We start from the raw sequence: 13,794 nt of genomic DNA on the forward strand, positions 1-13,794 counted from the left end.
TTATTGTTTCTTTGAAAACAAACCGGATGCATTGCAAGGATACTATATTGAGGACTCAAAACAACTGGCCTTATTCTAAACTTATCCCGAACTCAGGTAGTTTTTAAAATGAAAATGACTTTAAGTCTAATAAATATGAAAACAAAAGTTATTGCAATAGATCAAAGTACTTCGGCTACAAAGGCTATGCTTTTTAATGAGTCTTGTGAGTTATTGCACCGAGTAAATATTTCTCATCATCAGTTTTATCCCCATACAGGCTGGGTTGAGCACGATGCTGTTGAAATTTATCAAAATACACTGAAAGCTATATCTTGTGTCCTGCAACAAGATGAAGATAAAGAAGAATGTACATATTCGTTAGCTCTTACCAATCAGCGTGAAACAGTTGTTGTTTGGGATAGACATACAGGGCTACCAGTTTATAATGCAGTCGTTTGGCAGTGCATGCGTGGAGCTTCTATATGTCAGAATTTAAAAGATGAGGGATATAACGGATTAGTTCGTGAAAAAACAGGTTTGTTAATCGATCCTTATTTTTCAGCAAGCGGTGTTAAATGGATATTAGATAATGTAGATGGTGCCCGTCAGAAGGCAGAGCAAGGTGATTTGCTTATGGGGACCATTGATTCTTGGCTTATTTGGAAATTAACAGAGGGAAAAGTTCATGCTACAGATTATACAAACGCTTCTCGAACATTACTTTTCAATATACATACCTTACAATGGGATGATGAACTATTAAAACTGTTTACTATACCAGTTTCAATGATGCCTCAACCTTTGCCGTGCGATTCTGTTTTTGGTGAAACTACATTAGAGGGATTGTTTCAGAAGCCTATACAAATAGCAGGTGTTTTAGGTGATTCGCATGGAGCTTTAATGGGACAAATGTGTTTTGAACCAGGTTTTGGAAAAGCTACTTATGGTACTGGTTCTTCTGTTATGATGAATATTGGGGAAAAGGCTTTAGAAGCTCCGGAGGGATTGGTCACTTCTGTAGGTTTTGCAGCATTAGGAAAAGTATTTTATGCTTTTGAGGGGAATATACATTGTACTGGTGCAACTATAAAATGGTTAGTCGAACAAATTCATATGATTGATACGCCTGCTCAAATAGAAGAATATGCTTCATCTGTAAAAGATACTGAGGGGGTATATTTCGTTCCTGCTTTTGCTGGATTAGGAGCTCCATGGTGGAGACCAGATGTGAAGGCTGCTATTTTTGGTATGACATTAGGAACAACTAAGTCGCATTTGTTAAGGGCTGCATTAGAATCAATTGCATATCAAGTAAAAGATCTTGCAGATATGATGTCGCATAGTGCTGGTACTCCTTTAAAAGAGCTTAGAGTTGATGGGGGACCGACAAAAAATAATTTACTGATGCAATTTCAGGCTGATATACTTCAGGCTCCTATTTGTTGCTCTGATGTAGAAGAAGCATCTGCATTGGGCGCTGTTTTGATGAATGGACTGGCTCGTGGAAAATGGAATAATTTTTCAGAATTGTTGTCGTTAAGAAAAAAACAGAAGCTACGGCTTCCTCTAATGTCAAAAACGGATGTCGATTCTCTGTATGAGGGTTGGAAACATGCAGTTAAAACTTTAATAAAGAAATAATATAACAATCAATTAAACTTTAAATGATATGAAAAACAAGAAAAAACTGTGCTTTGGAGTAATTATTGGAACACGTGCTTATTTTAATTCTGCGTTAGCAAAAGATGTTCGAAAACAATTGTTGAAAACAATAGAAGAACAGGGATATGATTATGTTATCTTGCCCGAAGATGCAACGCCGACAGGCAGTAGCAGTATTGAAACTCGTGAAGATGGTATAATATAAAATGTGCGGAATTGTTCCGTCAGAATCGTGATAAGATTGATGGTATCATTGTTTCATTACCAAATTTTGGCTTTGAAATAGGTATAATCAATGCTATCAGTATTGCAGATTTGAATGTTCCTGTTTTAGTCCAGGCATGTGATGATGAGAATGACAAGGTCGATTTGGATAGCCGTCGTGATGCTTTTTGTGGAAAAATTTCTGTTTGTAATAATTTATATCAGTATGGCATACCATTTACCGATACAACTCTGCATACATATTCTATCTATTCAGATCTATTGGCAAAAGATATAAATCGATTTGCTTCTGTATGTAGAGTGGTCAATGGACTTCGTCATGCACGTATTGGAGCGATTGGTACTCGTCCTGCTGGTTTCCAGACAGTACGTGCAAGCGAAAAAATTCTTCAGGCTACGGGAATAACAGTTGTCCCTGTTGATTTATCTGAAATATTAGGCGCCGCCCGTAAGATAGAAGATGCAGATGCTGAGTTGATACAGAAAGTTGAAGAAATAAAGAAATATGCAAAAGTTCCTCAGCAATATAGCGAGAAACTGATGTTGCAAGCTAAGTTTGGTGTAGCTGTTGAACGTTGGATGAATGCTAATGCTATTGATGCTGTTGCAATTCAGTGTTGGGATTCATTGGAACAGAATTATGGATGTGCCGCTTGTGTTACGATGAGTATGTTAGGAGAAAAATTGATTCCTGCTGCTTGTGAGGTAGATATAGCAGGTGCTGTTTCTATGTATGCACTTACTCTTGCTTCTGGCCGTCAGTCTGCTTTGCTTGATTGGAATAATAATTTTGCCGAAGATCGTAATAAATGTGTTTGTACTCATTGTGGCAATTTTCCGAAGTCATTTATTATGAACGATATAGAGTTGGGAACTTTAGGAGTATTGGGTAGAACTTTAGGTAAAGTTCATACATTTGGAGCTGTATATGGAAAAGTAAAACAAGGTGATTTTACATTCTTCCGTATATCAACAGATGATACAAAAGGATGCATCAAGTCTTATTTGGGAGAAGGCTGTATTACAGATGATCCATATGGTATGGATGGATGTATTGCAGTAACGAAAGTAGACAATTTGCAGACATTAATGAAATACATTTGTAAGAATGGATTTGAACATCATGTTGCAATGTGTCGTGGAAATGTAAAAGATATCTTGCAAGAAGCTATTGAAAGCTATTTGGGATGGAATTTGTACGTTCATGAATAAATAATAAGATTATGATACTCGTAGAAAATTACATCTTGGCAATTCTTTGCTGCGTTGTTTGTTGTATCTGTTGGGGATCATGGGCTAACACTCAAAAAATGGTTGCAGCAAAAAACTGGAGTTTTGAATTGTTCTATTGGGATTTAACTATAGGCTTATTCCTGACAGCAACATTGGCTGCTGTTACATTGGGAAGCTTGGGAAGTGAAGGTCGAACATTTTTCGAAGATATTACGGCAATGGACTGGAATAGCATTAAGTATGCAATTTTAGGAGGTATTGTCTGGAATTTCGGTAATATCTTTTTAACGGCGGCAATTGCTGTGGCTGGTATGTCTGTTGGTTTTCCGATAGGCGGTGGACTTGCATGGATTGGAGGTATTATTTTCAATTATCTGCTTATTGCCTTTACCGGACAAGCTTATCCGGGAAATCAGCTGTTGTTATGGCTTGGTGTAGCTGTTATAGTGATTGCTATTTTAATTTGTGGCAAAGCTTATGGAAAACTTTCTTCAGGAAAATCTGGAGTTACTCCTAAAAAGGGAATTCTGTTAGCGGTTATGGCAGGTATTGCAATTATGTTTTTCTATGGGCTTGTTGTAAAATCTATTGATCCGCAATATGTAACAGGTGGAACCGGTACATTATCGCCATATACGGGAGTATTTTTCTTTGCTTTAGGCGTATTGGTTAGTACCCCAGTCTTCAATTCCTTTGCAATGCGCAATCCGGTATCTGGCAATAAAGTAACAATGAAAGATTACTTTGCCGGTACTTCTCGAACTCACCTGATTGGTATTTTGGGTGGTTTAATATGGATGGGAGGAATGGTTGTCAGTTTTATGGGAGCTGGAGCTGCGAATCCTGCTATATCCTATGCATTAAGTAATGCTTCCCCTGTTGTAGCCATGATTTGGGGAGTATTTGTCTGGAAGGAGTTTAAAGGTGCCCCTAAGGGAACTAATGGCTTAATCAGTAGTATGTTTGTACTATTTATATTAGGTCTTGTATTAATAACTCTTTCTAACTGATTTATAGATTATTATTTGTTTTCAGGGTTAGTTATTAGGGGGGGAAAGGTCTTTTTCTCCTCTCCCCCCTTATTGTTTAAATCGAAAATGAAATCATTATGAATTATTATAAATATCTGATAGGAATAGGTGCTGTTTATTTTTCGTGCGGATCTTTTCCAAATAAGGATGGTGAAGCTGTGAACTTGGTCAACCAGATTCGTGAGCGTGCCTTTGGAAACACAGAACATAATATTAGTGCAAGTGGCGAGAAGCTGAAAGAAGCGATTATGCAGGAACGTAAATTGGAATTTGCCGGTGAAGGTATTCGCCGCTGGGATATGCTGCGTTCTGGCAAGTTCCTGGAAAAAGCACTGGCGGTACGTCAGGAAATGCTTCAGATGGTCAATGACATTGAAGCTCAGGGATACCATCGTTTTGCAAACGGAAATGAAATTCCAGCTTATATTTATGTGAAGAAAGTTGAGTTGGAAAATCCGCTGACTTATGATCCTGATGAAAGTAATCCTGTCTTGTACCCGGGATGGAGAGGACAGTATGATTATAGTACGACACCAGTGGCAAATAATGTGAAAGGAACTGCGCATAATCTCGCAATCAAAGGATTGTTTAAATATATTGATCCGAATGGTCCCGAGGCTGCAGCGTTGATAGCAGAAGGTTATGAAAAAGTAAATTGGGGTGTAGATTTGGTTAAATATAAAGAGCATTATACCGATACCAATCTGTTGCCGGGTGTAAAAGCCGGTAATGTAGCTCCCAGACTTTACTGGCCTATGCCGTTCGAAACATTGACTATGTCTAAAGGTAAGATTACCAATGGATATGGGCTTGCTCAGGAGTAATAAGAATCTGATATAAGTTTAAGATTTACATCGGGAGGTCTTTCTAAAGATCTCTCGATGTTTTTTTATTTTTTGTACAAAAAACAAAAACTTTTGTACAAATTTTCTTGAAAACAAGCCAAGAGTCTTCTGCAAGAAACAGCAGAAATCTCTTGGCTTGTTTTGTTGCAGTCCGACGTTCGTCAATACGCAGGTTAGTCGGGTGCACTTACAGATTTTCACTGTAGCTGTCAAACAGCGGTTGTAGCAGTTCGGGCACGTTTATTCCCTGTTTCTTTATTTCTTCCAGACAGCCCTTGCCTTTGCCGGTCAGTGTGAAATACATCTGGCGCTTATCTTGTTTTCCCAGAAATCTGGCAACCATTTCCTTCTTTTCTATCAGACTGATGGTCTTCGAGGCGTGCGAAGGAGTCATGCCTGTACGTTCTACGATGGTTCCCGCCGCAACAGTTTCCCCGCCGATGCTGCACAGTACCATTGCTTCGTTCAGCGAAATTCCGTATGTTGTTACCAGTTGGTTTTCCAGTTCGGAGAGAGCTTTAAGCAGCTCTCTCATGACACATATACATTTTATTTTTTCCATGCAGTTAAATAAACAAGTTTACATTAGCCTGTTCTGCGCGTTCCATGTAAGTAGCCACACCTCCTATGGTTACATTATCCAGCAACTCTTCTTTGCTTACGCCCATGACGTCCATTGACATCTGGCAGGCTATAAATTCTACACCATTGTCGATTGCCTGTTGACGGAGTGATTCCAGTGAATCAATGCCCTTGCGTTGCATGATATAGCGCATCATACGCGTTCCGATACCGCCCATATTCATCTTCGACAATTTCAGCTTCAGTGAACTGGAAGGAAGCATCATGCCGAACATTTTTCCGAAGATGTCTTTTTTCACTTGTGGCTTGTGTACCTTCTTGATGGCATTCAATCCCCAGAATGTAAAGAATATCGTCACTTTCTTTCCTGTGGCAGCAGCTCCGTTAGCCAGCACAAAGGTAGCTAATGTTTTGTCAAGATCATCGCTGAACAGAATGAAAGTTTTCCCTGCTTCTGTATTGATTTCTCTGACAGCCTTTTCGCAGGAAGATGCTTTTTCAATCACTACCCGATACGTACCGCTTGCCGCCGATTTCTCCAGAAAACGATTGCCGGTACTTTTGCACCATGCTTCAGCATCGCGCGGAAAACCTGCATCGGTTGCCCGTATTTCAAGACGTTCACCCGGGTTCAGCGTTTCCATGGTCTTCTTTAGTTTCATGATGGGACCGGGACATTGGATGCCGCAAGCATCTACTTTTATGACTTTTTCCGTGGTCGGCCGGCAGCAGGAGGTAGTGGACTGGCAGGAAGACGACGGTTGTTCCGGCAAGCAGACAGGGGTAGTGGCAGCCTTGTAGGTCTTGATGCCTCCAATCAGGTTGCGCACATCCTGATAGCCGTTGTCTTTCAGTATGCACGATGCCAGATATCCTCTCAGTCCTACACCGCAGTAAACAATGACAGGCTTGTCGGACGGAATTTCGTTCATGCGCTCGCGTAACTCGTCAAGTGGTACGTTGATGGCGCCTGGAATCTTGCCTAAGCTGTATTCGTCGGCAGTACGCACATCTACCAGCGTCACTTTCTTCAGGTCGGCTTGCTGGAGTTCGCGCCAGTAGATCGGGTTCATTTTTCCACTCAGAATGTTGCCTGCTACATACCCTGACAGGGCTACAGGGTCTTTTGCCGACGAGAAGGGGGGAGCGTAGGCATGTTCCAGCTCCGTCAGGTCGTATACCGTTCCGTTCCGTTTGATGGTCAGTGCATATTCATCAATGCGTTTGTCCACTCCGTCGTAGCCTACAATCTGTGCTCCGTACAACTTCCCGTCGGTAGGAGAGAAGGTAATTTTTATATCCAGCATCGATGCGCCCGGATAATAGCCGGCGTGCGAGTTGGAATGGATAGTAGCCGACAGATAAGGTATATCCATTTGTTTCAGTCGCTTGGCAGGAAGTCCGGTTGAGGCTACGGTCAAATCGAATACTTTTGCGATGGCTGTGCCGATAGAACCTTCGTATTTGATTTTGTTGCCGAATACCATGTTGTCTGCCACGATACGAGCCTGGCGATTGGCCGGTCCGGCGAGGAAGTTCAACCACGGCTTGTGTGTAATGGGGTGCGGAAATTCTATCGCGTCGCCTACGGCATAGACCGATTCATCGGACGTCTGCAAATATTCGTTTACATAGATTCCTCGCATTTCGCCGAGCTTCAGTCCGGCTTCGGTTGCCAGACGGGTTTCAGCCCGTACACCGATAGAGAGCAATACCATTTCGGCATTCACCTGAATACCCGACTTGAAGTTGACTGTTATTCCTTCGGCAGTTTTCTCGAACGATTCGACAGCCTGTTCCAGATACAGTCGGACACCCTTCTGTTGCAGGTGTTCGTGTACCAGAGCTGCCATCGAATAGTCGATAGGTCCCATTACCTGATTGGCCATTTCTACAACCGAAACTTCGATGCCGCTGTGATGAAGGTTTTCCGCCATCTCCAGACCGATGAAACCGCCGCCTACGATGACAGCGTGTTTCACAGCTTTCTGCTGCATGTAACTCTTGATGCGGTCGGTATCGTTTACGTTTCTCAGGGTGAAGATGCCTTCGGTATCAATGCCCGGCAGAGGCGGACGCACAGGAGAGGCTCCCGGCGAGAGCAGCAGTTTGTCGTACGATTCGGTGTAGGTCTTTCCGGAAGAACGAACGGTTACTTCCTTCTTTTTTACATCGATGGCCGTTACTTCCGAACGGGTACGTATATCGATGTTGAAACGTTTTCCGAATGATTCGGGAGTCTGTACGAAGAGTCGTTCACGGTCTTCGATGACTCCACCTATATAATAGGGTAAGCCACAATTGGCATACGAGATGTATTCACCTTTTTCGAATAAAATGATTTCGGCTTTCTCTGTGTTGCGGCGGATGCGTGCGGCTGCGGTCGCTCCTCCGGCTACTCCTCCAATGATGATGTACTTCATGTGTGTATTCTTTTATGCTGTTATTATTTTCTTTTGGAAACTTTTTGCAAAGAAAATAATTAATTCTTTTTGAATAAAATTTCCGATGGAAAATATTTTCCTGCTTAATAGTAATTAACATTCTGGGGGGATTGGAAGCTGAAAAAGGGAAGAGAAAGGCAGAATAAGCGTTCTATTTATCGTAGCAGACATATTTTTTGATTATTTTTGAGGCTGTAAACTTATTAAATAAAAACAGATAGATGAAACCAATACATTACACACTAGCAGCTTTGTTGCTGGCTTCGGCCTCGCTGTGGGCACAAAACGATGAAGGATATAAGTTTGAAACGGTCGTAAACCAGAAAGTCACTCCCGTAAAGGATCAGGCATCCAGTGGTACGTGCTGGTGCTTTGCTACGACTTCTTTTGTGGAAGCTGAACTGTTGCGTCAGGGAAAGGGAGAATACGATCTTTCGGAAATGTTTATCGTACGCCAGAAGTACATGAATCAGCTGAAGGATAATTTCTTGCGTCAGGGAAAGGGGAATATCGGACAAGGCAGTATTACTACCAGTTGGATTACCGCTTTCAATCAGGTAGGTATCGTTCCGGAAGAGGTTTATACGGGCATCAACTACGATTCGAAGTTTCATAATCATACGGAACTGGTGGACTATATGACGGCTATTGCCAAGCAGGCTATTGACATGAAGAAGTGTTCTCCTCAGTACGAGCAACTGATGAACAGTTTGTTCGATATTTATATGGGTAAATTGCCAGAGAAGTTTACTTATAAAGGAAAGGAATATACTCCGAAGAGCTTTGCCGAAAGTCTGGGTATCTGTACGGACGACTATGTCATGCTGACCAGCTTTACGCACAAGCCGTATTACAAGCCGTTTGAGATTGAGATTCCCGATAACTGGGAGCACGACCGCATGTATAACTTGCCGCTGGATGAACTGATAGAAGCTACCGACTATGCACTGACCAATGGTTATACGGTGTGCTGGGACGGTGATGTGAGCGAACGGGGCTTTTCTTTCTCGAATGGAGTTGCCATTAATCCGGAAGTGGATGATGTAGACGAATATAAGGACAGCGACCGTGCACGCTGGGGACAGATGACGAAACGTGACCGTCTGGCTGAGGTTTTCCAGTTCAAGCATCCTTATCCTGAAGTGAATGTGACACCGGAAGTCCGTCAGCAGGGGTATGAATCGTTTGCAACGACCGATGACCACTTGATGCATCTTACCGGTATTGCTAAAGACCAGAATGGTACGAAGTATTATATTACAAAAAACTCTTGGGCAGCCGACAGCAATAAGTTCGGTGGTTATCTGAACATGTCGGAAAGTTATGTGCGTGCCAAGACCATTTATGTGATGATGCACAAGGATGGACTTCCTAAGGAATTGAAGAAAAAACTGGGAATTAAATAAGTTATAAGAAATAAGGCTGCCTTATGGGGTAGCCTTATTTCTTTTATTTTTTAGGACTTTCTACCGATAACGTATTGATGCAGCGGTCATCATGTTGACGATTGTTAAACCATATCATCGCCAGTCTTGGCAAAGGTTACTCTAATTGTTTTATGGAATGGTATAAAGCGTGAGATGATAGCGATAACCAATGTAATGATAAACAGCCAGCCCAAGATTTCCTTTAATGCCAACAGCAGACTTTGTTGTTGCAGGGTAGTGTAGAGTGATGTCGTGGCAAGTTGGGTTGCTTCTGCATATCCGTGTCCCTGTACCAGACCGTTTGCGACCGATTGCGAGAATCTGGAAGCAGCAAGGGGATCGGCCATCGTGATGGTTTCGGACAGAGAATGCATGTATTTTTGTTCCAGCCGGTATAAGGTGTTGCTATAAAAAGAAGTCGCGATGATAGGAGCCAGCACCGAACGGAAGATGATGAGAAAAAAAGCATTCGAGAGCAGAAACTTCGGGTTCAGGTCTTCTACGGCGAACAGGGCAAAGGCGATAATCAAGGAAAGCATGCCGAGACCGCGCAGGAAGATGGGAAAGTAAAGCATTTCGTAGGTGCTTTCGGGCGATATGCCGAAATACAGGATTCCGAAGAATGCAGCAAAGCATGCCATGCCTCCGGCTATGAAGAAACGGAAACGCCAGCGTTGCCACCTGAACCACCAGAAGCAGATGAAAGCGCCTAACAGATAACCTGGTAAAAGCCAGATATAAAGCACGTAGGAGTGCGTAGTATCAACCTTCAGGATAGAAGTCATATAGTTTGTCAGCAGGGTAGTTGAGGTACTGAAAAACATGATGAGCATCATGTAGAAATAGGCGATAATGGCCTTAGGCTGGTATAAGGGAGCCAGATTGACGTACGGGTTCTGAGAGTGATATTGCATCCATACAAAGAAAGCAATCAGAATGGGAGCTATAATGATATAGGCACATATCTTGTAAGACGACATCCAGTCGAGTACTTTTCCGTAATTAATGACATACATCAACATCAGCAGGCCGATGGCAATGACGAACATTTCGCGCAGGTGGAGCTCTTCTACAGGTATTTTCTTCAGTGGGCGGTCGTGGCGGTAACAGATAATAATGACCAGAATGGCGAGCATTAGCAGAAGCATCATGAAGTAGTACATGTACTTCCAGTCGTAATGGTAGGCAAGTTCTGCAGTAAGCACCATCGAAAGTTGTCCTCCTCCATATACCAGCGGATAGAAGTAAGAATAAAATTCGCTGCGGACATTTTTAGGGCTGAATATTTTTTGTGCATGACGGATGAACCAAAGCATAAGAAAGCCCTTCAGAAAACCGATGGCAAAGCTGGCGACAATCAGGATGTCGGCGCTTTGCGAGCGGGCGCATATCCAACTGAGTATAATTTGTAAGGAGAGGTCTGACAGTAATAAGGACTTTGGAGAGAAGGCTGCCAGAACTTTGGGTACGATAGGGTAGGCTATGGCCATTCCCGCCGAAGCCGCATAATATCCCATAGTGATATCTTCGGTATTGGTTCCTAAGGTATTCGAAACCTCCAGCATGCTGCCGGTATATGAACCGTTAAGCATGGTTACCGGAAGAATAATGATAAAGACACTAACCAGTGCCAGCCAGTTGGGAACCCATTTCCGCACGGGAACTCCCAGTTCTCTCATGTTAATCATTTGCGTAGGGCTTCTGTTTCTACCATCATTCCGGCACGCAGGTGTTGTGCGTCTTCTTCACTGATGTCGGTAATATCGATACGGACTGGTATGCGCTGCTGTACTTTTACAAAATTACCTGCCGAATTGTCGGTCGGTACAAGAGAGTATTTTGAACCGGTTGCTTCGGAAATGGCGGTGACTTTTCCATTGAATACTTTTCCGGGCAATGCGTCTACCTTGATGCGTACCGGCTGTCCGATATAAATATTTACTATTTGCGTTTCCTTATAGTTGGCAGTAATCCATTTATCCTTGCTGCGGACCAGGTATGAAATTGTCTGGCCGGCCTGTACGAATTGTCCGGGCTCCAGTGTACGACGTCCCATGTATCCGTCGTAAGGTGCTGTTACTATGGTGTACGATAAGTTCAGGCGTGCCAGATCCAGATCGGCCTCTTTCCGCAGAATGGCAGCTTCGGCACTGGTATTTTTCTTGCTTGCCTCTGTGTATTGTGATAAGGCAACACGCTTTTGTTCGAGTAATGCCTGATAGCGTGCCTGGGCTGCGTCGTAGGCTGCTTTGGCCTGTTCGTATTGCTGTTCGGGTACGGATTCTTCTTTCAGCAGGCGTTCAAAGCGATGATAATCCTGTTCCAGTTGCCAAAGCTTGGCTTTAGCCTCGGCAATGTTTGCTTCCTGTACGGCGATGTTGGTGTGTGAGGTCTCAATACCCGAATGAAGTGCATCTTTTGAGCCCTTTGCATCGAGTAAGGCAGCTTCGGCTTCTTTGACTCTTATCTTATATTCACGGTTGTCGAGAACCAGTAATGTATCTCCTTGCCGTACGAACTGGTGTTCTGTAAACCGGACTTCTCTGATATATCCTGTAGCACGGATATTCAGGGGTATTACATATTGGTCGACAAATGCGTCGTTTGTAACTTCATAGTTGAAGTAACGCCAAAAGTAATTGGCTGTCCACCATAGTCCTGAGCCTGCCAAGGTGATGCAAATCATGTTCAGTATGATGTTGCGAACTTTCAGTTTCTTGAGTTTCTGCTGTTTCAATTTTAATTCAGACATAGCAAGTGTTGGTTAAGTTGGTTGTATTAAAGGCGTCCGCAGGCGCGTTCCAGTTGATAATAAGTATAGATAACTCGGGTACGTGCCGAAGTTAGTTGGAGTTCTGCGTTCAGACGGACGGAATTAGCATCCAGCAAATCGGTCAGAATGGCCAACTGGCTCAGGTAGCGGTTTTGCATGATCCGGTAATTCTCTTGAGCCTGCTTGACTGAAAGTTTCAATGCTTCTACTTGCTGTAAAGCTTCACGATGACGGAGATAGGCTGTGCGTACGTTCACTCTTATTTGTTGTATCTTTTGTTCTTCTGTATTCTGACTGAGTGCTACAGCCAGTTTGCTTTCCTTTATTTTATGGTTGTTTTTGTAAAGTGCCGATAACGGATAAGATACAGACAATCCGATATTCCAGTTATTGTTGTACATATCGACCATCGTTCTGGAGATAGGGCGTGCCAGTGTATTCGATGCGTAGAGTGATACGTTCGGCAAATTGGCGGCCTTTGCCAGACGAACATCGTTGCGAGCTACTTGTGTCTGTTCCCGAAGTAACCGGATGGCAGGATCGTTCATGTAGGCTTGGGAAACATAATCGTTGTACTGTTCAAGGGCTACAGCTCGGTAAAGCAGGGTAGTATCGGGCAATAGCAGACGGTTTTCGTCGATGCCTAACAGAATATCCAGTTGTTGAGATACCAGTGCAATGCTGTTCTCTGTTTCTGTCAGTGAAAGTCGGTCGTTGGTGAGTTGCATTTCACTGCGCAACACATCGTTATTTGTTATCAAGCCTTCCTTTTTCATCTGGCGGATATCCTTCAGGCGTCGTTCTGATTCTTCGATGTTTCGGGTCAGGACATCATGCTGGCGGTACAAACTGAATAAGCTCATGTACTGCTCCAGCAGATTGAGTTTTACATCCGCACGGTCGGTTGCAGTCTGTAGCGATGCTACGCTTTTTTGTAAGTCCGCCTTACGGATGGAATAATGTATTTTACCTCCTTGATATAAGGGCTGTGTAAAGTCGATGGCATAGTTTTGAGACCAGTCGGGAGTATCGGGGTAGGTGGGCGATGACAAGCCGTGCTGAAAGACAACAGGCTGCCCCACGACTCCGCCCTTCAGGCCGATTTGCAAATCGGGAAGCCGTGAAGTACGGGCTGTCTGGCTTTGTTCGTGTGCAACGGATTCTTTCAGCATGTCCGCCTGAATCTTCAGACTGTTTTCTGTACCTCGTTGAAAGAGCTCGTCTACTGTAAGGAATAACGAATCGGTTGGTGAAGCCAGACAAGGATAGCTGCTGCTCAACAATAGGAATGCGAGTAAGGGCTTATACATTTTCAAGTACATTATATACAGAATTAAGTTCGGACATCATGACTCTTATGCCTTCCAGACCAATAATCTGTTCGGCATGTACATATACCTGATCGAGTACGGGACGAATTTGATTTCGGAATTCTTCTCCTTCGTTTGTGAGAAAGACCAGCTTGCTCCGGCGGTCGTTTGGATCTTCTTCTACCTGAGTTCGGGATAAGTTTAGAATAAGGCCAGTTGTTTTGAGTCCTCAATATAGTATCCTTGCAATGCATCCGGTTTGTTTTCAAAGAAACAATAA

At 43.1% G+C, this 13,794-nt stretch carries 9 protein-coding genes and 2 pseudogenes; 5 read left to right on the plus strand and 6 right to left on the minus strand.

Annotation, left to right across the window (positions count from 1 at the left end; all coding sequences use genetic code 11):
* Positions 1-135 precede the first annotated feature (135 nt).
* The 4 genes and pseudogenes from glpK (at position 136) to ACZM60_RS12950 (ending at position 4,957) form a co-directional block, all read left to right on the plus strand.
* Entirely contained in the window at positions 136-1,623 is a 1,488-nt protein-coding gene (gene glpK, locus ACZM60_RS12935; protein WP_489521707.1) for a glycerol kinase GlpK, read from the plus strand.
* A 28-nt stretch (positions 1,624-1,651) separates the two neighbouring features.
* A pseudogene (locus tag ACZM60_RS12940) lies at positions 1,652-3,081 on the plus strand (L-fucose/L-arabinose isomerase family protein).
* 11 nt (positions 3,082-3,092) lie between these two features.
* Positions 3,093-4,112: a GRP family sugar transporter gene (locus ACZM60_RS12945; RefSeq protein ID WP_021970537.1), complete on the plus strand. Its 1,020-nt coding sequence runs from the start codon at positions 3,093-3,095 to the stop codon at positions 4,110-4,112.
* 98 nt (positions 4,113-4,210) lie between these two features.
* A complete protein-coding gene (locus tag ACZM60_RS12950) occupies positions 4,211-4,957 on the plus strand; it encodes a RagB/SusD family nutrient uptake outer membrane protein (RefSeq protein ID WP_489521708.1) in 747 nt (248 codons plus the stop codon).
* Between the two features lie 208 nt (positions 4,958-5,165).
* Here ACZM60_RS12950 and ACZM60_RS12955 read toward each other — a convergent pair whose 3' ends face one another.
* Positions 5,166-5,540 carry a MarR family winged helix-turn-helix transcriptional regulator gene (locus ACZM60_RS12955; protein ID WP_340319041.1) on the minus strand — a complete coding sequence of 125 codons (375 nt, stop codon included), beginning with the start codon at positions 5,538-5,540 and terminating at the stop codon, positions 5,166-5,168.
* Between the two features lie 4 nt (positions 5,541-5,544).
* Positions 5,545-7,983, minus strand: coding sequence for an FAD-dependent oxidoreductase (locus tag ACZM60_RS12960; protein WP_021970324.1), 2,439 nt, complete (start codon positions 7,981-7,983; stop codon positions 5,545-5,547).
* 242 nt (positions 7,984-8,225) lie between these two features.
* On the opposite strand from ACZM60_RS12960, the gene ACZM60_RS12965 reads away from it, so the two are divergent.
* Positions 8,226-9,410 carry a C1 family peptidase gene (locus ACZM60_RS12965; protein ID WP_021970323.1) on the plus strand — a complete coding sequence of 395 codons (1,185 nt, stop codon included), beginning with the start codon at positions 8,226-8,228 and terminating at the stop codon, positions 9,408-9,410.
* 104 nt (positions 9,411-9,514) lie between these two features.
* Here ACZM60_RS12965 and ACZM60_RS12970 read toward each other — a convergent pair whose 3' ends face one another.
* The 4 genes and pseudogenes from ACZM60_RS12970 to ACZM60_RS12985 all read right to left on the minus strand — a co-directional run.
* A complete protein-coding gene (locus ACZM60_RS12970) occupies positions 9,515-11,119 on the minus strand; it encodes an MFS transporter (protein ID WP_489521709.1) in 1,605 nt (534 codons plus the stop codon).
* Positions 11,116-12,183 carry an HlyD family secretion protein gene (locus ACZM60_RS12975; RefSeq protein ID WP_021970321.1) on the minus strand — a complete coding sequence of 356 codons (1,068 nt, stop codon included), beginning with the start codon at positions 12,181-12,183 and terminating at the stop codon, positions 11,116-11,118. The genes ACZM60_RS12970 and ACZM60_RS12975 overlap by 4 nt, the downstream gene beginning before the upstream one ends.
* Positions 12,184-12,209: 26 nt before the next feature.
* Complete coding sequence (locus ACZM60_RS12980) at positions 12,210-13,526, minus strand: TolC family protein (protein WP_489521710.1); 1,317 nt, start codon at positions 13,524-13,526, stop codon at positions 12,210-12,212.
* Positions 13,507-13,731: pseudogene (locus ACZM60_RS12985) on the minus strand (MarR family winged helix-turn-helix transcriptional regulator); the annotation flags it as partial. The gene ACZM60_RS12980 and the pseudogene ACZM60_RS12985, both read right to left, overlap by 20 nt.
* Positions 13,732-13,794 lie beyond the last annotated feature (63 nt).

The sequence above is a fragment of the Phocaeicola sp. genome, assembly GCF_057861905.1.

Bases quoted from the DNA above. Each gene is read 5' to 3' on its own strand.
- ACZM60_RS12980 (WP_489521710.1), bottom strand. From the start codon at position 13,526: ATGTACTTGAAAATGTATAAGCCCTTACTCGCATTCCTATTGTTGAGC.
- ACZM60_RS12955 (WP_340319041.1), bottom strand. From the start codon at position 5,540: ATGGAAAAAATAAAATGTATATGTGTCATGAGAGAGCTGCTTAAAGCT.
- ACZM60_RS12965 (WP_021970323.1), top strand. From the start codon at position 8,226: ATGAAACCAATACATTACACACTAGCAGCTTTGTTGCTGGCTTCGGCC.
- ACZM60_RS12975 (WP_021970321.1), bottom strand. From the start codon at position 12,183: ATGTCTGAATTAAAATTGAAACAGCAGAAACTCAAGAAACTGAAAGTT.
- ACZM60_RS12950 (WP_489521708.1), top strand. From the start codon at position 4,211: ATGAATTATTATAAATATCTGATAGGAATAGGTGCTGTTTATTTTTCG.
- ACZM60_RS12945 (WP_021970537.1), top strand. From the start codon at position 3,093: ATGATACTCGTAGAAAATTACATCTTGGCAATTCTTTGCTGCGTTGTT.
- ACZM60_RS12970 (WP_489521709.1), bottom strand. From the start codon at position 11,119: ATGATTAACATGAGAGAACTGGGAGTTCCCGTGCGGAAATGGGTTCCC.
- ACZM60_RS12960 (WP_021970324.1), bottom strand. From the start codon at position 7,983: ATGAAGTACATCATCATTGGAGGAGTAGCCGGAGGAGCGACCGCAGCC.
- glpK (WP_489521707.1), top strand. From the start codon at position 136: ATGAAAACAAAAGTTATTGCAATAGATCAAAGTACTTCGGCTACAAAG.